Raw genomic sequence first — 23,083 nt, 5'->3', positions numbered from 1 at the left:
AACCTCCTACTTATTAGAAATCTTGTTTTCATCATCAGACTCATCTACAGGAGTTTCAGCTTCTGCCGGTTCTTCTGCTTCACCATCTTCAGATTTTGCGGTTTCTTCGGCCAACTTCTTCTTTTGTTGCTCTTCAGCCATCTTGGATAGAGTGTCGATGTTCAAATGCTCATTAGAGTCATCATCCATGTCGCGCAACTCAATTTCCTTGTGATCCATGTCAAGAACTCGAATGTCTAGTCCTAGAGATTGCAGTTCTTTAACTAAGACCCGGAATGATTCGGGAACACCTGGCATTGGAATTCTTTCACCCTTGACGATTGCTTCGTATGCCTTCACCCGGCCAACAACATCATCTGACTTGTAGGTCAGAATTTCTTGAAGCGTGTATGCAGCACCATAAGCTTCCAGGGCCCAAACTTCCATTTCACCGAAACGCTGGCCCCCAAATTGTGCCTTACCACCAAGAGGCTGCTGCGTAACCAATGAGTAAGGCCCAATTGAACGCGCATGGATCTTATCGTCAACCATGTGGGTTAGCTTCAAGTAGTGCATGATACCAACGGAAACACGGTTATGGAATGGTTCACCTGTACGACCATCGTAAAGAACAGTTTTACCATCCTTGTCAATACCAGACTTGTGGACAGTGTCCCAAACATCATCTTCGCTTGCACCATCAAATACTGGAGTAGCCACATGAATACCAAGACTATTAGCAGCACGGCCCAGGTGCAATTCAAGCAGCTGGCCAATGTTCATACGTGATGGAACACCCATTGGGTTTAAACAAATATCAACTGGTGTACCATCTGGCAAGTAAGGCATGTCCTCTTCTGGAACCACGGCTGCAACCGTACCCTTGTTACCGTGACGACCAGACATCTTGTCGCCAACTTGAATCTTTCTCTTTTGGGCAATATAAACTCGAACTAACGTGTTTACGCCAGGAGAAAGCTCATCTCCGTTTTCACGGGTATAGACTTTGACATCACGGACAATACCGCCGCCACCGTGGGGTACGCGCAAAGAGGTGTCACGAACTTCACGGGCTTTTTCACCAAAAATCGCGTGCAGCAGTCTCTCTTCTGCTGATAGTTCAGTCACTCCCTTAGGCGTAACCTTACCAACTAAAATGTCGCCGTCATGTACTTCAGCACCAATGCGAACAACTCCTTGGCCGTCAAGGTCCTTCAATGCATCTTCACCTACATTAGGCAATTCACGTGTAATTTCTTCAGGACCAAGTTTAGTATCGCGGGCCTCTGATTCATAGTCTTCAATACTAATAGACGTATAAACATCATCTTTAACCAGACGCTCTGAAAGCATGATAGCATCTTCATAGTTGTACATGTTCCAAGTCATAAAGGCGATAACTGGGTTTTGGCCCAAGGCTAGTTCGCCATGGTCCATTGTTGGACCATTGCCAATGACTTCGCCTTCATCAACCTGATCACCCAATCTCACGTTAGGAGTTTGGTTGTAGGACTTGGAGTTGTTAGAACGACGGTACTTTTCAAGCGTGTACTTGTCCAGTGTGCCATCTTCGCGTCTAATCCGGATTGTATTGGCGTCAACGTATTCAACCGTTCCTGCAGCCTTAGCTAAGACTGCTGCACCTGAATCATGCGCAGCCCGGTATTCCATACCAGTACCAACAAGTGCACTATGTGGATTGATCAGTGGAGCAGCCTGACGCTGTTGATTGGCACCCATCAATGCCCGGTTAGAGTCATCGTTTTCCAAGAAAGGAATACATGCTGAAGCTACGGAAACAACTTGCTTAGGAATAACATCCATGTAGTCAATCTTATCAGAAGTGACTTCGACGTTGTCTTCTTTTTGCCGCGCTAAAATCAAGTCGTCTTTAAATGAGCCGTCTGGATTCAAGCGGGTGTTGGCACCAGCAATTGTGTAATTATCTTCAACATCAGCAGTCAAGTAGTCAATGCGGTCAGTAACCTTGTGCGTCTTCCAGGAAACGCGTCGGTATGGTGTTTCAATAAAACCATACTTGTTAATTACCGCATAAGTAGCCAGGGAGTTGATTAGCCCGATGTTCGGGCCTTCTGGCGTTTCAATTGGGCACAAACGACCGTATTGCGTATAGTGCACATCCCGGACTTCATAGCCGGCCCGGTCACGGGTCAACCCACCAGGCCCCAAAGCAGACATCCGCCGTTTATGCGTCAACTCGCCCAAGGGGTTGTGTTGATCCATAAATTGAGACAGTTGCGAAGAACCAAAGAATTCTTTGATGCTGGCAACAATCGGACGAATATTGATTAATTGCTGTGGCGTAACAGTTGACGGGTCTTGAATGGACATTCTTTCCCGTACAACACGCTCCATTCTAGCTAAACCAATTCTAAACTGGTTTTGGAGCAATTCGCCTACCCGCCGAATGCGGCGGTTGCCCAAGTGGTCGATATCATCTGTATTGCCAATGTCATCCTGCAACAACAAGAAGTAGTTTATCGAAGCCAAAACATCGGCTGGCGTCAAGTACTTGACCCCCTTGTCAATGTGACCATTAGAAATCAACTTGACCACACGCTCTGGATTAACCTTAGAGTAAACTTTAATCTCTTGAACGTTGATTGGGTCTTGCATTACGCCTTCTTTTGAAGGTTGGTAGGTAACCATCTTGAAGTCGTCCCGGTCAAGGTACTTTTCCAGAGTTTCCATTAATTCATGGGTAACAATCGTGCCCTTTTTAGCAACGATTTCACCTGTATCAGGATCGGCTAGCGTTTCTGCTAAAGTCTGTCCGTATAAGCGGTTTTTAAGCGAGAGCTTCTTATTAACCTTGTAACGACCAACCGAAGCCAAGTCATAGCGACGTGGGTCAAAAAAGCGTGCATAAAGAAGTGACCGTGACGAATCAGTCGTCTTTGGTTCACCTGGACGCAAACGTTCGTATACATCCTTTAGCGCTTCAGCAACGCGTGAATCTGCCGGATTCTTGTGTACATCCTTTTCCAAAGTGAATTGTAAAGTATCACTTTGTCCAAAAATGTCCATAATCTCATCTTCAGAGCCGATTCCAAGCGCCCTAATCAAAACCGTTAGGGGCAGTTTACGCGTGCGGTCAACGCGGACATATGATACGTTCTTGGCATCTGTTTCGTATTCAAGCCAAGCTCCGCGGTTGGGAATAACCGTCGTGCCAAAAATCTGCCGACCATTTTTATCGTAGTCACCAGAATAATAGACACTTGGGGATCTAACTAATTGGGAAACGATAACTCTTTCAGCACCATTAATAATGAATGAACCTGATTCAGTCATTAGGGGCAAGTCACCAAAGAAAACATCTTGGGTCTTAATTTCACCGGTTTTTTGGTTGGTCAACTTTAAGGTGACATTCATCGGTGCAGAATAAGTTGCATCGTGGTCTCGCGCTTCATCTACAGTATACTTTGGTTTCTGCAGCTTATAGCCGATATATTCCAGAGAAAGCTTACCTGAAAAGTCACTAATGGGCATTATGTCGTCAAAAACTTCTTTAATACCTTCATCCAAAAACCATTGATATGATTCGGTCTGGACATCGGTCAAGTTAGGTAGTTTAAGCACTTCTTTAATGCGGGAAAAACTACGTCTTGTACGATGCTTGCCAAAATTCACTACGTGTCCGTTTAACAAGGAGAAAACATCCTTTCTGTCAGAGAAAGCTAATATTACATTTTGGTTACAATTTTAAAAAGGATTGATTTTAGGCATAAAAAAGACAAAAACAACCATTGTCGTTTTTGTCCTTATTATTTTGCTGGACAATATATCAGCAAAATCCTGAAAATCAGCTTTTTAGTCACGCATAAGCATAACAAAAAAACTTTTTAATGTCAACGACCTTACCTTGCCCCAACAAGTTTGCCAGACTGCGCATGCACAATCTCAAACTTCAACTTATTGTGGCTACAGCCAATTTTCAACAAGTCGCCTGCTCTTAGGTCGCCTTTGATAAGCATTGCGGCGATCTCGTCTTCAATGTCCGTTTGAATAGCCCGGCGCAACTGCCGTGCTCCCATTTCTGGATCATAACCATCTTGGGCAACCTTGTCTAGCGCTGCTGGCGATATCTTTAAACTGATTTCTTGCTTGTGCAAGCGGTCAATCAGCTTATGGGTCAGCAAAGTCACAACTTGACGCAGCTGCTTTTGGTCAAGCTCGTCAAAGATAATTGCTTCATCAATCCGGTTGAGAAATTCTGGCCGGAAGAACTGCTTTAAGGCTTGTTGAACTCGGTCATGCCGCATTTTGGCTTGACTAGTATGGTCTGCTGCAAAGCCAACTGCTTTAGTGTCAAACAGAGACCGTGACCCTAAATTAGAAGTCATAATAATAATCGTGTTCTTGAAGTCAACCTTGCGTCCCTTAGAGTCAGTTAAAAAGCCATCATCCAGCACCTGAAGCAGCAGATTAAAGACGTCGGGGTGAGCCTTTTCAACTTCATCCAGCAAAACCACTGAATATGGGTGGCGCCTAACTTGCTCAGAAAGTTGGCCACCTTCATCATAGCCCACATATCCAGGTGCCGAACCGATCAGCTTGCTGCTGGCAATTTGATCCATGTACTCTGACATATCGATTCTGATTAAATTATTTTCTGAGCCAAAAATTGCCGCTGCAATTGCCTTGGCCAGTTCAGTCTTACCAACACCAGTTGGTCCTAAAAACAAGAAGGACCCAATTGGACGATTTTCATCCTTGATGCCGCTGCGGCTACGTCGTACTGCACGACTAACTGCTGAAACAGCCTTGTCTTGACCAATAATCCGCTTATGCAGGTCGCCTTCAAGGTTGGCTAACTGCTTAGTTTCATCACGATTCATCTGCGTAACTGGCACGCCAGTCCAGTTGGAAACCACTTTGGCAATATCTTCCGGCTGGACGATAGCCTTATGGGTAACTGACTTTTCCAGGCGGTCAGTCAGCTTATCTTGTCTAATCTGCAAACTATTTTGCCGGTCTTGCAGCTGTGCTGCTTTAACAAAGTTTTGGTTAACAGCAGCTTGATTTTTTTGGTTAATTACATTTTTAATCTGCTCGTTAATCTGCAGCAATTGGTTGTTAGACCCTTTGCCAAACTTAACCTTAACAGCCGCACTGGCCTCATCAACCAAGTCGATAGCCTTGTCTGGCAGGTAGCGGTTAGAAATGTAGCGGCTAGATAAATCAACTGCATTTTCAAGTGCAGTATCCATGATTCTAACATGGTGAAACTTTTCATATTTGGGCTTCAAGCCGTTCAGAATTGCCAGCGACTCAGTGCGCGATGGTTCTTCTAAACGTACAATCTGAAAGCGCCGGGCCAAGGCCTGGTCTTTTTCTACGTATTTTTGATATTCATCAAAGGTTGTAGCGCCAATCATTTGAATATCGCCTCTAGCCAGTGAAGGCTTCAAGATATTGGCTGCATCAATTGAGCCTTCAGCGCCCCCTGCACCAATCAGCGTGTGCATCTCATCAACAAAGAGAATAATGCTGCCATCTGCCGTGATTTCTTTGATAATCTTTTTCATGCGATCTTCAAATTCACCACGATACTTGGTTCCAGCTACTAAACCGCCTAGATCAAGCGATACTACCTGCTTGTCTTGGAGGTCGTGAGGCACGTTTTTGTTAATGATTGCTGTTGCTATTGCTTCAGCCACAGCCGTCTTCCCAACGCCAGGTTCACCAATAAGAACGGGATTGTTTTTATTGCGCCGTGAAAGTATCTCAATTACGCGCGCCACTTCTCGATCACGTCCAATTACTGGATCAATCTGCCCATTCTTGGCACGTTCATTCAAGTTAACTGAAACCTGGTCAAGTGTTGGGGTTGAGCTTTGCGCATTAGGCGTATCATAGTCAGGGCCATTAAAATTGGACCAACCACTGTCATCTGCTTGACTGCTGCCACTCACGTCTTCTTCTTCGCCAAGGCTATGAAGAACATCATTGCGCAGTCCCTCAAGATCAATGCTCAAGTTGCGCAAGATAACTGAGGATAGCACTTTTTCATTGAGAATAAGGCCAAGCAGGATATGGCAAGTTCTAATCTTGGCTGAGCCCTCGCGTTCGGCCAAAGTTCCAGCATAGGCCAGCACCATGCTCAAGCGCGGCGACATCTCCATATATGTAGTCTTGCCTGCAGACCCATAACCGGTATAGCGTTCAATTTCTTCGCGAATTGCTGTTGGCGTTGCACCCCAAGCACGCAAGTCTTTACCCGCTTCACCGTCTGATTCGATTACCATAGCCAGCAGCACATGCTCTGTCCCAATCAATCGATGGTGAAAGGCCTGTGCCTGCTCGCGCGCAATTTCCAAAACTTGGTTTGCACTGTTTGTATAAGATTTTTTCATCATTGCACCACCTTTAAAAATGACGTGTTTCGACTATAAACTTTTTCATCGAAATGTAAATTATTATGTACTTATTTTTTGCTCACGTAAAAACATTGCAATCATTATAGCAAAGTCCACCATGTGATGCTAATTTTCCTCTTTTTCGTGAATTTTATAAAGAAAAAAACTCGCTAGTGCGAGTTTTGTATCCAAATTATTATTAAATCCAAACAAAAATGCCTTTATCGGGAAAAGATAAATGCCCTAAACTTTTCTGAATTTCCTTCATTGAAGCTCCAGAATCGAATAATAGGGATGCATGTATTTGCCTAAAGGCGTGCATCGTTAAATCTTCAGCGACTAAACTCTGCTTGTGACTGCTTTCAACCAAAACTCCTCCTGCACCATCACCAAACAAAACCTCCGCTCCAATAACAATGCCGTATCGATAGATAGTTATCAATTTACCTGCAATCGTCAAGGCATAGACAAAACCTGCACTTGCATCATTAGTTGTCTGCTGACATAGCCGCCACAATTATAAAATCAATATTTTCTGCTGAACATTTACCTTTTTTCAGTAAATCTTATGCTGCTTTTGTTGCTAAATCAGATGTTTGTTAACTTTTAGCAACATGGCGTATTTTAATTCCTGTACGTGAAAGGATCAATTCATTCGAAGTATCATCATTATTTAGTGACTATCTTAGCAGGAACATAAAGAGCGTTTTTTATTTTAAGCTCCATACAAATTATTCCTTTTATTTTCAAATTTTACGGTTATCCTCAAAATTGCTTTAAACTACTAATTTAATCTTAGAAACAGCAAAAGGTATTAAAATTAGACAAAATCAACATGTTAATTGATATGATGCTTTATTTTTTGTGCTCCACAATACTAATACATTTATGGTGTCAATCTCTTTTTCCAATCTATTATTTACCTATCTTGATAATCTGCTAAATTAATTACCTGATCATACTTGTCTAAATCAGCAATTTGATAATGATGAATCACCTCTATGAAGGTTAAATTTGAATGCAATAATATCTGATGAATTGCGGCTGAAGTCGCTTGATCGAGTGAAGCATTGATTTCATCAAGTAACAGAATTGGACGTTTTGATAAAATTGCTCTGGCTAATTCAATTCTCGCTAACTGTCCACCAGATAGCTTGTCGGCATTATCCCCTAATTGATAATTAAAACCTTTTTCCTCTACCATGGTATTTAACTCTAATTGCTCACAAACTTGTTCAACTTCGTTCACAGGTAATTTTTCACCTAACGTTAAATTAAACCAAAGTGTATCAGCAAAAATAACTGGTGCTTGACTGGAATATGCAAATAGATTAGATATTTGATCAGCCTTGACTTTTTGATTATCAATCAAGATATTTGATGCTTTTCCAAATTTATTAGACATCATAAAATACAACAAAGTAGACTTGCCGCTGCCAGAAGGTCCAATAACTGCTATCTTTTCTCCAGGATTAATAGTTAAATTAAGCCCACTGAGAAGTTGCTTTTTATCCCTTACCAAACAGATATTTTGCCAATTTACTTGTTTATTGAAAGTATATTTGTCTGATAACTCTTTGGTAGTTGACAGATCCAAATAATAATTAACCTTTTTTACAATATCTTTAGTCGTTGATAAGTGATTGCGCTCTTCTAAAATTTGCATAAGCGGATTAACAAACGAATTTGATAATTGAACAATTGCAAACAGGACACCCATCGTTGTTTGCCCGTGTAATACCATTAACCCGCCTAAATAGGCTGGAATGACAAATGTACCATAAATTCCTACAAAACCTATAACTGTACGAGTATTATCACTCAACAAATTAATCTTACACAGAGCTTGTTCTAATCTTGAAACTTTTGGTAAATTTTCATCAACAGCATTAGCTTGCTTTTGATATAACTTTAAAGAATCCGTTCCTGCTAAGATGTTTTTTATTTGACTGACATACCTACCATTGGCTTTGGTCCAATGATTTGAAGCTTTACGTATTGGCTTTTGTAATAAAGCTGAAACTAGTATTGGAAGGGTAGAACCTATTAGAAAAAATACCGTCAAAATCATATTAATATACATTGCATAAATTAGTGAAAGCGCCACCGTCACAAAATAAAAGACAATATTAATTTCAGCATTAAATCGATTAGTTTCTAACAATTTAAAATCATTGGTTAAAAACCCTAAAGCCGAAGCATTATCTTCTTTAGACGTTTCTAACATTCCTGCGAGAATTTTGGTTCTCAAAAGGGTATTGACTTCCTTAACAGCATCATTTTTTAAATAATTATAGCCTAACTCAGCTACTAAAACGATTAAGAATAAAATTAGAGCAACTAAAAACATGTGCGGTAGCTCATGCAAATTTCTATCTGCTAATGCATTTGTCATGGTTTCTAACACATAAGCCATCACAATATTCTGTGTACTAGCAATTATGCCAAGTATTGCAAGTGCTGCAAGCTTCCATTTAGTATAATATCTAACAATCATGATTTCTCCTTGCCTAATACTAATAATAATTGCTTATTTTAAATCATTACTGATAAGTAACTTTCGGTATTCACTAGCTCCTACCCATTGATCAGGAGCAGAAAAAATAAGTTGTTCTAAATTATTGTAGAAATCATTCTGATAATTAAAAGTACCTTCTTTAAAACTAATAATAAGCTGATCATTGGAAATTCTTGTATACATTGATACATAAGCAATCGATAATTTTCTAATCATGTCTTCTAACCTAGAAGAATAAATATATTTATTTCCCATAAAGTCTAAAGTTCTTCTGTACCTTTTAATAGGAAGCTCAGTTGAAAAATCACCAGCAATTGCAACTGCTTTATGATGTTTTACCTTTTCTAAAAGATCCCATATTGCATTTTCACTATCAGAAAATTTGACAATAGTAGCTTCTATTTTTCTTTCTAATATAGATAATATCATCCTTTATCAAAAATAAAAAATTTTTGAAAATAAATATAATATTATTATAAAACACAAAGATTTATATAATTTATTTTTTACTGCTCTCACCAAAGGGCCAACATCGTGCTTTTTAAGACCATTACCACGGTTAATGGTTTTGAATTTGTGAATTTAGACCAGTTAGAAGGAGTATTGCAGACGATGGTCTACCTCGCGCACCCTTACACTTCTTGTGAGAAGAACGAGATTGAGAGGCACAACCGATTAATCAAGCATTTTATGCACAAAGTCCAGTACATTGCTGTCTTTTATTATCAAAGTACAGCTTTTTTAGTATAGCCTGGTATTTTGCATCACAATTATTAACGGCTTAACAGATTATATATAAGCCTAATGCCTAATTATAGTCACTAGTTAATAACATGAATTTTTCAGCCCGTTTTAAACCAATTTCAGAAAACTTAAAAAACAAAAATGCCTTCATGCCAACGTTTCAAGCCGTTAGCATAAAGGCAAAGTGCTCATTATCGGGAAAACAGGATTCGAACCTGCGACCTCTACGTCCCGAACGTAGCGCTCTACCAAGCTGAGCTATTTCCCGTTCAATAAAAAACCCACCATAAGCGGTGGGCTTTTTCGATAGAGCGGAAGACGGGATTCGAACCCGCGACCCCCACCATGGCAAGGTGATGTTCTACCACTGAACTACTTCCGCAAGACAGATATTATTATAGCAAATGAATTTGATTTTGCAAAGTCTTTTTGCCAAAAAAATCAAAAAGTCTTACTTGCAATAAGGTAATGCTTATCAACCACCAGCAGTTTACAATTAAAGATGAGAATGAACTGTTCACTCTCGTCAAGACTATTTGGCACAATATGTCAGTAACCTTTATCGACGATGAGCTCAAGCACAGACTAGACTGACAGAAGAAGTAGAATTGTACCGCTTGTATAGCTTGCTGCGCCTGCTGCAAAACTGGTGCTTTTTCAGCAACTCACCAATCGTCATGTCCAATGCCTCCCATTACTCTGCAAGGTTAAGTATAGTCTAGCCTACTGTGAACAATACTGACAATAAGTCTTATGTAATGATGCATGAAAAACAGTTAAAAGATTGGAATTTTAATTTATACCAAAAGAAGACGAACGCAGAGTTCGTCTTCTTTTTCTATTATTTACTTTTATCCTTTTTCTTCAAATCTTCTTGCACTTCACGCTCAATGTCTTCAATCTTTTCTGGACGCATCGTCGGGAAGAGCAGCACATCGCGAATTGCTGGAGCGTCAGTCAAGAGCATGACTAAACGATCAATTCCAATACCTAAGCCTCCCGTTGGCGGCATACCGAATTCCATCGCCCGAAGGTAGTCCTCGTCAATCATGTCGGCTTCATCGTTGCCGGCTTCACGCTCAGCCATTTGTGCCTCAAAGCGCTCGCGTTGGTCATCTGGATCATTGAGCTCGGAAAAGGCATTGCCATATTCCTCACCCATGATGTAGATTTCGAAACGATCAGTAAAGCGTGGGTCATCGGCATTCTTCTTGGCCAGCGGCGAAATTTCTACCGGGTGACCGTACACAAAGGTTGGGTCAACGATGGTTTCTTCACAATACTTTTCAAAGAAGGCATTAATGATGTGGCCTACGCCCCAGAAGCTTTCAACTTGAATCTTATGGTCACGGGCAATTTGTTTTGCTTCTTCTAAGCTCATCTGTTGCCAGAAGTCAACGCCGGTCTTCTCTTTAATAAGATCAACCATGTGTACGCGGCGGAAGGGCTTGCCTAGATCAATTTCTGTACCTTGGTAAGTTACCTTGCCATCGTCGGTTACGACGCTGGCAGCGGCCCGGATAATGCCTTCTGCTTCATCCATCACATCATGGAAGTCCCAGTATGCGGCATAGGTTTCGAGCTCAGTAAATTCTGGGTTGTGGTGAGTATCTAGGCCCTCATTACGAAAGACACGGCCAATCTCATAAACCCGCTCCATGTCACCAACAATCAGGCGCTTAAGGGGCAATTCAAGTGCAATACGCATGTATAAATCAATGTCTAAGGCATTATGATGGGAAATAAATGGTCTAGCTTCAGCACCACCAGGAATATTATGCAGGACTGGCGTTTCTACTTCTAAAAAGTCCTTCTCATTTAGGAAGTCACGAATTGCCTGAATGATCTTGGTCCGGTGGACAAAACGCAAGTAACTTTCATGGTTAGAAATGAGGTCAAGATAACGTTGGCGGTAAATGTGTTCAACATCCTTGAGGCCGTGGTACTTGTCGGGTAATGGCCGCAAAGCTTTTGACAAGAAGGTGACGTGCTGGGCGCGAATTGTTAATTCACCTGTGTCGGTCTTCATGACCTCGCCATCAATTCCTAAAAAGTCACCGATGTCAGCCTTTTTAAAAATCTGGTAGTTCTCTTCACCCACAATATCCTTGCGGACATAAATTTGCACCTTGCCAGTACGGTCATAAAGATCAGCAAAACCAACCTTGCCCTTGCCTCTTTTTGCCAATATTCTGCCAGCAATCTTAGTCTTAGGCAATTTTTCGTTTAACTCATCCTTATCTTCTCCGCGATATTTTTCATTCAAAGTGCGTGCTAAGTCCTGACGGTCAAACTTTCTCATGCCAAACGGTTCAATACCATTTTCACGCAATTCCTGCAACTTTTGCCGACGAACAATCAATTGATCATTCATTTCACTTTTAGCCAATTACTTTTCCTCCAATAGTTCTTTCACTTCTAGCAGATCGTTGGGCCTGCCTTTTTTCATAGTCTTCCACAAAATTATCAAGCAAGTCATAAACTTCTTGCGCAGTCCAGACCTCATTTACCTTGGCACGAGTTCGTGCTGAACGAGGTATTCCCTTAAGGTAATACGCGGCTTGCTGGCGAAACTCTGGAACCGCAATCTTCTCGCCTTTGAGCTCGACTAACCCCCGCAGTTGATGCTCAGCGGTTGCAACTCGCTCACGCACCCCTTGAGGCTCGAGCTTTTCACCAGTTTCCAAGTAGTGGACCATATCTTTAAGAATCCATGGGTTGCCTAATGCAGCTCGACCCACCATAACAGCAGTACAGCCTATTTCTTTTAATGCCTTTTCTGCCAGCTCAGGCGTAGCAATATCACCATTGGCTACAAAGGGCACGTCAAGAACCTGGGCGACATCATGTAGCGTTTCCCAGTCGGCTTCTCCTTGATACATTTGCTTACGCGTCCGTCCGTGCATTGCAATCATTGCAGCACCAGCCTCTTGAGCTGCAAGTGCATTTTCAACAGCAAAAATATGCTTGCGATCCCAGCCAATACGCATCTTAACTGACACGGGTTTGGAAACGTTTTGCACTACCCTATGCACCATTTGGTAAATCTTGTTGGCATCAAGCAGCCATTTAGACCCAGCATCCGTCTTAGTGATTTTCGGTACCGGGCAACCCATATTAATGTCAATAATGTCAGCTGCTGTATGCTGATCTATGTACTGTGCTGCCTCCAGCAAGGTCTCCTCAGAGCCCCCAAAAATCTGGATGCTCATTGGGTGTTCACGCGGATCGACCTTCATCATCGCCATTGTTTTTTTATTGCGGTAAATAATTCCATGATCGGAAATCATCTCACACACGACTAGCCCAGCACCAAATTCTTTGCAAATTATGCGAAAAGCTGCGTTAGACACGCCTGCCATGGGCGCTACAACAACCCGATTGGGAATGGTTAAATCGCGAATTTTCCAGCTATTATCCACCAAATCATCCTCTCATATCTTTCATATCATACCAAACAGCACCTAATTAGCAAAATCTCAAGGGACCTTGTGGGCCAAAAAGGGCTAGATTCTAGTTTATTTTGCAATAATAAACTTTCCTGGTGCAACGCGATTATAATAGCGCAAAAATGCCTTCTTGCTGTGGTCATCAACCAAAATGTTAGTTACAGCAGCATTTTGGACTTCACCAATACTGGCAATCGCTGGTATTTTCAAAATGCCTTGAACCAGTGCTCGAGAAGCTGTGCCATGAAAAACAAGGACAACTGCTGCATTTGTATGTTTTTGCACCAGGTCACTCCAAAAATCCATCAGTCGCGCAGTCAAATGTTCATAGCTTTCACCAGAAGAATAATCACTATATTTTTCATTAAAGTAGCCTAGCTCGTCAAAGACCTGAGGGTACTTGGCTGCAATTTCCTCAATTAACTTGCCATCCCAATTACCATAATTCATTTCTTTTAAGCGGTCATCTAAGATAATCTGGTGTCTGTCCTGGTCCAAAATTTCAGCTGTCTGCTTTGCCCGCAAGAGTGGGCTGGCATATACATAATCAATATTGCTTGTATCAAAGCTGTCACGCAGAGTTTCAACTTGCTTGATTCCTGTTTCGTTTAAAGGCAGGTTGGTTCTTGACCCATTGATGGCATCAGTCTTGTTAGTATCTGTTTGTCCATGGCGCACAATGTACACGTTCAGCATTAGGGAACTCCTTTGGTTTAGATTAATTCAACTCTTTCATTATAATCAAAATCGGTCTTTACCGCACCCCTTTAAGCTGGTAAATTAAGCAAATTACAAGCAATATGCCAATACTGACTAGTCTGCTCCTCTACTAATTTGACCACATTATCAGCGTACTGCAATTCTGTTGCCCAGAAGTCAACGCTAATAATTGCTGCGTAGAGCAAATAAGCAGACCTTGAGCACTTTTATTTCACGTCTTCTCTTCTTTCCAATATCGTCTTCAATTCTGCCTCGCTATAGTGGTATTTATTGCCACAGAAGCTGCAAGTTAGTTCAGCACCATGGTCTTCATTGATCATTGCCAATAACTGATTCTTTTTGATCGTAGCTAAGATTTTACCATACTTTTCTTTAGAACAATCACACTTAAAGGCAACTGGGGCTTTTTCCAGTATTTTGCAATCTTCTCCTAAAATTCGCGGCGCCAGGTCTTCAGGGGGCATTTCCTCTAAAAAGGAACTAGACAGTTCTGGCAAGCGATTGATACGCTCAATTGTCTTGTTAATCAAGTTATCACTAGCGCCCGGCAAAGCCTGGAGCATAAAGCCGCTGGCCTCACCGATTGTATTGTTAGGATTAACAAAGACTGATAAACCAACCGCAGAGGGAATCTGTTCAGATTTAGTTAAATAATAAGCTACATCTTCGGCAATTTCACCTGACACAATTGGTACTTGGCCTGTGTAAGGCTCTTTTAGACCCAGGTCCTTGGTCACTTCAAGCCAACCTTGGCCTACTGCCTGCTTTACGTCAATGTGACCATTCTTTTTGGGTGGAAGTGCAATGTGGGGATTTTTCAGGTAGCCCTTAACCGACAGGTCAGCCTTGGCTGTAACTACTGTTGGACCAACTGGTCCATTGCCAAGAAGGCGGACGGTTAATTCCTCTTGATCGGTTAATTCTGCACCGGCAAGCAATAACCCAGCAACCAAGGTGCGGCCAAGTACTGCAGAAGATGCTGACCAAGTGTCCTGCCTAGTTTGTGCTTCTTGGACTACACCTTTGGCGGTTATAGTCAATAAGCGCAAATTTTTACTTCGGTCAATTGCTTTAATTAAATAGTCTTCCATGATATTCTCCTAAAAAAATAGAGCCCGCAAGCGGCTCTATTTATAATGTTAAATTTTAACGATGATCGTCTTCATTCGCATCTTCACTTGAATCAGTATTGTGCGCATTAGACTCTGTAGAAGTTGACTTGAAAGAGTCAGCATCAGCAGCTTCACTAGTGGAATCTGCTTGCTGTGGTCTTTCCTGATTTTCTTCTTCAGTCTTGCGATTCTTTTCCAAAGGAGTTTCGTCAACTTTATTAAGAGTTGCTTGGTCCCTTAGCTCTTGTCCATCTTCTGAATTAGCAATGGTTGCTTTTTGGGTTTCTTTTTTCTCTGCAGCAGCCTTAGCTTCTTCATAAGTTAATGCCTTAGATTCACTTGGATATTCTTGCTCAGTTTTTTCTGGCATCTTACCCGTCGTGTATAGCGACATGATTTGCTTTTCGTCTAATGTTTCATACTTAAGCAATGCTTCAGCGATAATGCGGTGCTTTTCACGGTTGTTCTTAACAATCTTGACCGCCTCTTCGTGAGCTTCATCAAGCAATTGCTTCACAGCCTGGTCAATCTTGGCTGAGGTTGCTTCACTGTATGGCTTAAAGCCATATGGGTTAGTATCGCCTTCTTTTTCAAGTTCAACCATACCTAATGAATCAGTCATACCATAGTTGACGACCATGCTGTGAGCAATCTGAGTGGCTTGCTCAAAGTCGTTTGAAGCACCAGTTGATTGATCGCCTACAACAACTTCTTCACCAGCGCGGCCACCCATCAGGCCCACGATCTGCTCCATCAGCTGCTTTCTTGTCAGCAAGAACTGATCATCTTTAGGCAGCATCAAGTTGTAGCCACCAGTACGGCCATGAGGCACAATGGTAACTTTGCGGACGGTCCGCGAATCACTTAAGACCAGGCCACAGATTGAGTGTCCCGCTTCGTGGAAGGCAACTCTTTGTCTCTCCTTCTTCGAAATCAAGCTATTCTTCTTGGCTGGACCAGCGATCACCCGGTCTTCTGCCTCATCAAGGTCGCTGGCAGCAATTTCACTAGCATTGCGGCGAGCAGCTAGCAAGGCGGCCTCGTTCAACAAGTTGGCCAAGTCTGCACCAACAAAGCCTGGGGTTTGCCGTGCAATTTCTTTCAGATCAACGTCTGCAGCCAGTGGCATGTTCTTGGCGTGTACCCGCAAAATAGCTTCACGGCCACGTACGTCAGGACTGCCAACCAAAACCTTACGGTCAAAACGACCAGGCCGCAGCAAGGCTGGGTCCAAAACGTCTGAACGGTTGGTGGCAGCAATAACGATAACGCCCTCGTTGCCTTCAAAACCATCCATTTCAACCAGTAATTGGTTTAAAGTCTGCTCCCGCTCATCATTGCCGCCGCCGGCTGAATTGCCGCCGCGACGTCGACCAATTGCATCAATTTCATCGATAAAGATGATGCTGGGGGCATTCTTCTTGGCATTGGTAAACAGGTCACGTACTCGACTGGCACCAACACCGACAAACATTTCAACGAAGTCGGAACCAGAAATTGAGAAAAAGGGAACATTAGCTTCACCAGCAACGGCCCGCGCCAAAAGTGTTTTACCAGTACCAGGAGGACCCTCAAGAAGGACACCAGACGGAATCTTAGCACCAAGTTTGGTAAACTTTGCCGGACTCTTTAAGAATTCAACTACTTCTACCAGTTCCTGCTTTTCTTCCTCTTCACCAGCAACATCGGAAAAACGAACCTTGTTCTTTTTAGGATCTTCTGGTTTTACGTGGGAGCGACCGAAATTCATGATGCCGCCACCATTACCGCCGCGGCCACCGCCACTGCTCTGGCTCATCAACATCCAAAGCATGACAATAAAGAGAATAGTCGGAACTAACATGACAATGGTCGAAATCCAGTTGCCAGATTGCGACTCACCCTGAGTCGTCATCTTGGTGCTGTTCTTTCGAGCCAAGTCTTGCACAGTCGCTACGCTGGAATCATTCTGCAGCATCGTCGTGGAAAAGCGCGACACCTTAGGATTGGAACTACCACCAAAGAAGTCAAAATTATTCTTTGTCTGTGCTTTAGTGTCTTGTGCTTCCTTGTAATCGCCCGTAACGGTATAAATGCCGTTTGCGGGCTGAACACTAAAGTTCTTAACTTTGCCTTGACGCAGGTCTTGCACAAACTCTGAGTAGCTGATATTTTCACTGCCACCAGAATTGTCAGACCCGCCAAGAGCCCAGTTAATTCCCCCTAGTAATAAAAGGAAAACAATTATATAGAATAAACCGTTTGAAAACAGCCGATTCCGGTTATTTTTCATAAAAAACCTCCGCAAAGTGTCTAGAGATACACGAATAAGAGTTTACCATAAATTTTACTCACACTCTAACATTTTATATTTTCTTATTAATTGCTTACATATAAATAATATTTCTGTAAGCCATCTGAATTGTGCGGCTTGCAATAAACGTGTTCAATATATTCAACCTTGCCATCTTCATACAAGGTCAAGCAGTATGGCCGCAAAGCAGCTGGAATTTTTGCTTGGGCAAACTTCTTTTTGCTCTTGGCATGCTGCCCGTTCTTGAGCAGCAATTTTTTGCCTGCTAAAAGCGAGCCTACGTTTAACTTTGCAGCTTGCGGCAAGAATATGTGATCCAGCAGTTGGCCTTGCTGGCATTTAGTCGTAGTTAGAAGAAAGCGCCGCGGTCCAAATGAAAATTCATGCTCCACTGTGATTGGACTAATTGTAATCGCAGGGGGCAGGCGCTTAGGCAGCAGATAGAAATAGCCTTGATAGGTAATTAGGCCCATGCTGCCCAAATTTTCATTTACACGCACATGCTGCTTGTGCCAGATAAAATTTTGCCAGTAAGCAGTCTGCTGGTCCGGTGAAAGATTGGCTAGGGCTGCTTGCGGCAGTCGAAATGCCAATCCTAAAAAAGACTGCGGTTGCTCTAAGTGTGAAAATTCAGTTTCAATTAATGTCGTCATCTGGCTAATCTGCCTGCTAAAGCGCAAAGCATTTTGACCAAGTTGTGTGTTTTCACGCTTGAGCATGGGCACTACCTGGTGGCGGAGCCGGTTGCGTAAGACCGTGTCTTCCTTGTTGCTTTTATCAATTACAAAGGGAATATCATGACCACGATCATAGACCAGCAAAGTTTCCTTTTCAATTGATAAGAGCGGCCGCAATAGTAATGCCCCGCGCCACTTGCTTACAGCGGTCAAGCTATTCATTTCACTTGGATTGCCTGAACGAATAAACTTGATCAAGATATTTTCTACCAAGTCATCACAGTGGTGTGCTGTTAGCAAGTAGTCTCCTGCGTTTGCCTGCATCACTTGCGCCAAAAAGTCATACCGGTACTTGCGTGCAGCAGCTTCTGTTCCATTTTGGGGATGTATGCTTTGGGGCCAGGAACCATGTACCGTCTTGATTTGCTTGTCTTGACAATAGCGGTCAATCACTTCAGCTTCACGCTGGGAGTCTTGGCGCAGCTGGTGATCTAAATGGGCTGCAATCAAGTGGAAGTTCTGGCTAGTTTTAATATTATTAAGCAAATCCAAAAGCGCCATTGAATCTGGGCCTCCGCTAGTCGCCACTACCAGTGTTTTACCGTTTAAAGACAGGTCTTCTCTTTGGAAAAAAGCTTCAATCTGCATAGCTAGCCAGCTCTTGCTGCAATTTCTCAAGCTCTTTTTGGCCATCAGCCACAGTTTGGGTCAACACGGTCCCAAAATCTTCATTTTTGACTTTTGTAAATTGGTTAGTCCGATCCGCCAGGCTTGGGTCATTGACCCTCATCTTAGAAAGGGCAATCTTGCCCTTGTAGACATTCAAGACTACCACGCGAACAGACTGACCTACTTGGTAATTGCGCCTTTCACGTGCCCAATTGTCCACAAAATCGCTATGGTGAATAAGACCTGAAGTCTGCTTGGGCAGCGTCAAAAAAATGCCTAAGTCGCTAATGTTATTGATGATGCCTGTAATACGTTGTCCAACTTGATACTTCATCAGTTGTTGTTCTTATCCTCTGGCAAATTATAAATTGTCTCATTTGGTTTTGAATATAAAAACTTGAAGCGAACCAGCTTTGCCACATAGTCTGGATCTTTTAAGTCATTTTTCTTAGTAGTCAAGCTACTCTTTTGACTATTGATCTTTTTCAAAGTTTGCTTGGAAGTTTGCACTCGCTCGTTGATTTGGCCGGTCTGGGCATGCGTATATGCAATTTGACCACCCAAGACGGCAAAAATCAGTATAAAAATGGCAACTATCCGGTTACGTCGAATCCGGTGAACTTCTTTTCCCCTTTTTTCCTGCTTACGCCGCAGACGCGCCATCCGCTCCTCAGGGCTGAGCGAATTATAGATGCGTGGTCCCTTCATAATTTCAAACCTCTATTACTAAAACAATACTCTTTTAATTATAACAAGGGCCCCTATAAAAGTCATTACACAGTAGACGATTTAATCGACTAATTCGTAGAGTTCGCTTGCTTCAGCCTTTTTAGTCGTCTCTTTAATATCACAAACCTTGGCCTTAACCATCCTGGAACCATAGCCAACCTCTATTACATCGCCAACCTTGACGTCATAACTTGACTTGACAACGCGGTCATTTACTTTAATGCGGCCTTGATCAGCCATTTCTTTAGCAATTGGACGTCTCTTGACCAAGCGCGAAACCTTTAAAAATTTGTCTATTCTCATTTTAATACCTCTTTTTATCTTTGAATAATATCACTAGCTGCACTCATAAACCTGGTTAATTCATTAAAGAGCTGGCGGCTATGCAAGCCTTCTGTCATCTTGAGCAGCACCACCAAGGTATGTTGCGGCGTTAAGCTGATTTTGGCCTTGAAAGACACATGTTCTAATGCTTTTAAAATATTAGGGCCAGTGAGTTCTTTTGCTGCATGGTGTTGAAATTCCACCTTCACCTGTTGGCCAGTCTTAATAATGCTTAGCACTTGGGCCTGATCAGCTTCAGCTTTTAACTGCGAAATTGCTAGCAGGTTTTCAACTGGTTCAGGATAGTCTCCAAAGCGGTCAATCAGTTCATCCTGAATCTGGTCAATATCTGCAATATCGGCTGTCTTGATCTTTTTGTAAAACTCAATCTTTTCTTCTTGGTCACCGATATAGCTGGCAGGAATATAGGCTTCAAGACCCAGGTCAATCTCTGCGTTGCCCTTTTTGACTTTTGCTTTGCCTTTACGGCTTTTAACAGCATCAGCCAGCATCTGTGAGTACAAGTCGTAGCCGACACTGTCAATAAAGCCATGCTGCTGGGCACCCAACATGTTGCCAGCGCCGCGAATTGACAAGTCGCGCATGGCTATTTTGAAGCCGGACCCAAGTTCTGTAAAGTCGCGAATAGCGTCCAGCCGCTTCTCACCCACCTCAGTCAGTACCTTATTAGATTGATACAGAAAGTAGGCATACGCAAGTCGAGCACTGCGCCCAATCCGACCGCGCAACTGGTAAAGCTGGCTGAGGCCGTAGTGGTCAGCATCTTCAACGATCATTGTGTTGACATTGGGCATGTCGATCCCCGTTTCAATGATAGTGGTAGTGACCAAAATATCAAATTCACGGTTCAGGAAGCGATAAAGTATATCCTCCATCAAGTGCTTGCCCATTCGTCCGTGGACACTAGCTATCCGTGCAGTTGGAAGCAAGCCTTGCAATTCATTGACCACCTCATCGATATCGCCAATCCGGTTATGCAGGTAAAAGACTTGTCCGTCTCGCTCCATCTCACGCAAACAGGCATCCCTAATTACGCTAGGAATTTGCTCCATCACATATGTTTGAATTGGATAACGGTTAGAGGGCGGCGTCTCCATCACTGACAAGTCACGTACGCCAACCATCGACATGTGCAAGGTGCGCGGGATGGGGGTTGCGGTCAAAGTAAGGACATCAATATTGGCTTTCAGTTCCTTTAATCGTTCCTTATGCTTAACACCAAAGCGTTGTTCCTCGTCGACTATTAGCAGGCCTAAATTTTGGAAGTGAACATCTTTTGATAAAAGTCGGTGCGTTCCCACTACTAGGTCAATCTTGCCACTCTTGAGGCCGGCAATAATTTCTTTTACTTCCGCCGGGGTTTGGAAACGAGATAAAACAGCATAATTTACTGGAAAGTTTTTAAAGCGGTCCTGAATAGTTTCATAGTGCTGCTGGGCCAAGATGGTGGTAGGCACTAAAAAAGCAACCTGCTTGTTATCTTCAATTGCCTTAAAGGCAGCTCGCAAAGCCACCTCGGTCTTGCCAAAGCCCACATCGCCCACCAGCAACCTGTCCATCGGCTTGACTTGCTCCATGTCATGCTTAACCTCGTCAATTGACCGGAGTTGGTCTGGCGTCTCGACATAGGGAAAGGCATCTTCAAACTGTCGCTGCAGCTCATCGTCTGGTGAGTAAGCAAAGCCTTGTTCTGCTTCACGCTTGGCATATAGGTCAATCAGCTCATCTGCAATGTCTTCAACCTTGGACTGGACACGCCGTTTGGTTTTAGCCCATTCACTACCGCCCAGCTTGTTAATGTGAGGCGTCTTGCCCTCGCTCGCAACATACTTTTGAACTAATTTCAGCTGGTCTGCCGGTACAAATAGCTGGTCACCATGCTGGTAGGTTATCGTAATATAGTCCCGCTTAATGCCATTGTTTTCCAGCGTTTTAATGCCTTCAAACCGGCCGATACCATGGTTGACATGAACAACGTAGTCGCCAGGTCTAAGCTCCGTATAGCTGCGCAGTCGCTGTGCGTTTTCTAATGTTTTAATGCGCCGATTATGGTGCACAGCCTTGTTGAACAGTTCGCGTTCAGTTAGGTAAACCAAGTCACTCACAGGCAGCATGAAGCCGCTAGCAAAAGCGTTCACCGTAATCTGAGTGCGCCCTTCTAGCAGATCATTACTATCAACAACAGGTACGTCTAAGCCGAACTCGGCCAGCGTTTGACTAATTTGCCGGGCTCTTTTGGCATTATCTGCTTGAAGAACAACGGTTTGCTGTTTTTTCTGGTAGGATTCAAGTTCAGCTTTAATCAGCGGCATTTGACTAAAAAACTGCTCAGGCTCTCGGGTTTGCCAGTCAAACAGTTGGTCTAGACGAACATGCCCCAGACTTCTTTGAAAAAGTGAAAAGTAGATGTGATGGTGGCTATCAGCTGCCCAGTTACGGTTAAAGTCAGCGCGCAACTCTTGTCCTGGCAGCATTGCCCCCGTTTTAAGCTCATCATCAATAAAACCCGCATTTTGCTGGTCAACGGTCTTGACTGCTTGATCGATTAGGGGCCAATCATCAAGCATCACCAAGCCCGTTTGGTCCAAATATTCGAGCAAATTGCTAGGATGCTCGATTAAAAAATCAACCAAGAAGGCATAGTTTGCAGGTAAACTGCCATTATTCAGCTCTTCCACAAGCGGGGCAAAATGATTGCTGACAGCTTCTGCTGGCGCTGGGGCACTTGTCATCGCTTCCCTTATTGCGCTAGTAGCCCGCTTGAAGTCTTGACTGGTAAATACCCGGTCCTGGGCTGCTGAAACTACTACTTGATCCAGCATTTTTTGGCTACGTTGACTTGTCAGATCAAACTCTTTAACTGTATCCACCTCATCGTCAAAGAACTCGATCCTCACTGGATTTTCCCTGTCGAGTGGATATATGTCCAAGATATCGCCCCGCAAGGCAAATTCGCCGGGCTTAGCAACTAAATTCTCCCGCAGATAGCCTGCTCGCACGAGCCAATTTGCAAGTTCGCGCAATTCAAATTCCACGCCCGGCTTAAGCGTAAGTCTGGTTGCACCATAATCCTTGGGTTTAGACAGCTTATATTGCAATCCTTGTGGCACTGTGACCACTATGCCTGGCTTTTGGCTCAACAAAAAGTTAAGCGTCTGGATTCTGCTGCTCAATTCATCTGCCGAACTGATTGCTGTTTGCGTGGCAATTGTTGCATCAACAGGAAAAATTTGCACGTGACCGGCAGGCATTAGCGCATTCAGCTCACTGAACCGCTTCTGGGTCTTATTCTCATTCTCTTCAACCAAGATTAGGGGGCAATTAAGCTTGGTGACAATCTGCATCAAGAGCAGACTAAAGGCACCGGCATTTGCTCCTGTAATTAGAGAATTGTCAGCTTGAACAATTTTGGCAATAAAATTATTGAGATCTTGATCTTTTTCGACTAGGTTGGTTAAGCGCATG

The 23,083-nt window shown here is 43.1% G+C and carries 15 protein-coding genes and 2 tRNA genes; all 17 read right to left on the bottom strand.

Annotated features, from left to right (window positions below):
- Window positions 1-6: 6 nt before the first annotated feature.
- Entirely contained in the window at window positions 7-3,651 is a 3,645-nt protein-coding gene (gene rpoB / locus AC2JF7_RS05505) for a DNA-directed RNA polymerase subunit beta (protein WP_500727692.1), read from the bottom strand.
- A 209-nt stretch (window positions 3,652-3,860) separates the two neighbouring features.
- Window positions 3,861-6,359: an ATP-dependent Clp protease ATP-binding subunit gene (locus AC2JF7_RS05500; protein WP_500727734.1), complete on the bottom strand. Its 2,499-nt coding sequence runs from the start codon at window positions 6,357-6,359 to the stop codon at window positions 3,861-3,863.
- Window positions 6,360-6,561: 202 nt separating this feature from the next.
- Window positions 6,562-6,822: a hypothetical protein gene (locus AC2JF7_RS05495; RefSeq protein ID WP_500727691.1), complete on the bottom strand. Its 261-nt coding sequence runs from the start codon at window positions 6,820-6,822 to the stop codon at window positions 6,562-6,564.
- A gap of 459 nt (window positions 6,823-7,281) precedes the next feature.
- The gene (locus AC2JF7_RS05490) at window positions 7,282-8,859 is read right to left on the bottom strand and encodes an ATP-binding cassette domain-containing protein (RefSeq protein ID WP_500727690.1); all 1,578 of its coding nucleotides are present in this window, start codon (window positions 8,857-8,859) and stop codon (window positions 7,282-7,284) included.
- 33 nt (window positions 8,860-8,892) lie between these two features.
- On the bottom strand, window positions 8,893-9,309 hold the full coding sequence (locus tag AC2JF7_RS05485; RefSeq protein WP_500727689.1) for a hypothetical protein: 417 nt from the start codon (window positions 9,307-9,309) through the stop codon (window positions 8,893-8,895).
- 509 nt (window positions 9,310-9,818) lie between these two features.
- Window positions 9,819-9,892 (bottom strand) — tRNA-Pro (locus AC2JF7_RS05480).
- 42 nt (window positions 9,893-9,934) lie between these two features.
- A tRNA-Gly gene (locus AC2JF7_RS05475) sits at window positions 9,935-10,006 on the bottom strand.
- Between the two features lie 459 nt (window positions 10,007-10,465).
- The gene (lysS, locus tag AC2JF7_RS05470) at window positions 10,466-12,013 is read right to left on the bottom strand and encodes a lysine--tRNA ligase (RefSeq protein ID WP_500727688.1); all 1,548 of its coding nucleotides are present in this window, start codon (window positions 12,011-12,013) and stop codon (window positions 10,466-10,468) included.
- On the bottom strand, window positions 12,006-13,046 hold the full coding sequence (gene dusB / locus AC2JF7_RS05465) for a tRNA dihydrouridine synthase DusB (RefSeq protein ID WP_500727687.1): 1,041 nt from the start codon (window positions 13,044-13,046) through the stop codon (window positions 12,006-12,008). Before dusB ends, lysS begins: the two co-directional genes overlap by 8 nt.
- A gap of 96 nt (window positions 13,047-13,142) precedes the next feature.
- A complete protein-coding gene (locus AC2JF7_RS05460; RefSeq protein WP_500727686.1) occupies window positions 13,143-13,769 on the bottom strand; it encodes a histidine phosphatase family protein in 627 nt (208 codons plus the stop codon).
- A 230-nt stretch (window positions 13,770-13,999) separates the two neighbouring features.
- Window positions 14,000-14,884: an Hsp33 family molecular chaperone HslO gene (gene hslO / locus AC2JF7_RS05455; protein ID WP_500727685.1), complete on the bottom strand. Its 885-nt coding sequence runs from the start codon at window positions 14,882-14,884 to the stop codon at window positions 14,000-14,002.
- Window positions 14,885-14,939: 55 nt separating this feature from the next.
- Window positions 14,940-17,177, bottom strand: coding sequence for an ATP-dependent zinc metalloprotease FtsH (gene ftsH, locus AC2JF7_RS05450; RefSeq protein ID WP_500727684.1), 2,238 nt, complete (start codon window positions 17,175-17,177; stop codon window positions 14,940-14,942).
- 86 nt (window positions 17,178-17,263) lie between these two features.
- Window positions 17,264-18,523: a tRNA lysidine(34) synthetase TilS gene (tilS, locus tag AC2JF7_RS05445; protein ID WP_500727683.1), complete on the bottom strand. Its 1,260-nt coding sequence runs from the start codon at window positions 18,521-18,523 to the stop codon at window positions 17,264-17,266.
- Window positions 18,513-18,881 (bottom strand): S1 RNA-binding domain-containing protein, encoded by a 369-nt coding sequence (locus AC2JF7_RS05440; RefSeq protein WP_500727733.1) that lies wholly within the window; start codon window positions 18,879-18,881, stop codon window positions 18,513-18,515. The genes tilS and AC2JF7_RS05440 overlap by 11 nt, the downstream gene beginning before the upstream one ends.
- Entirely contained in the window at window positions 18,878-19,255 is a 378-nt protein-coding gene (locus tag AC2JF7_RS05435) for an FtsB family cell division protein (protein WP_500727732.1), read from the bottom strand. Before AC2JF7_RS05435 ends, AC2JF7_RS05440 begins: the two co-directional genes overlap by 4 nt.
- Before the next feature lie 78 nt (window positions 19,256-19,333).
- Complete coding sequence (locus AC2JF7_RS05430; RefSeq protein ID WP_500727682.1) at window positions 19,334-19,576, bottom strand: RNA-binding S4 domain-containing protein; 243 nt, start codon at window positions 19,574-19,576, stop codon at window positions 19,334-19,336.
- Window positions 19,577-19,590: 14 nt separating this feature from the next.
- Window positions 19,591-23,082: a transcription-repair coupling factor gene (mfd, locus tag AC2JF7_RS05425; protein ID WP_500727681.1), complete on the bottom strand. Its 3,492-nt coding sequence runs from the start codon at window positions 23,080-23,082 to the stop codon at window positions 19,591-19,593.
- Window position 23,083: the final 1 nt, after the last annotated feature.

This window comes from Lactobacillus sp. XV31L, assembly GCF_059900865.1.
Note: the sequence above shows the minus strand (reverse complement) of the source record. Positions and strands in the feature narration are given on the sequence as shown.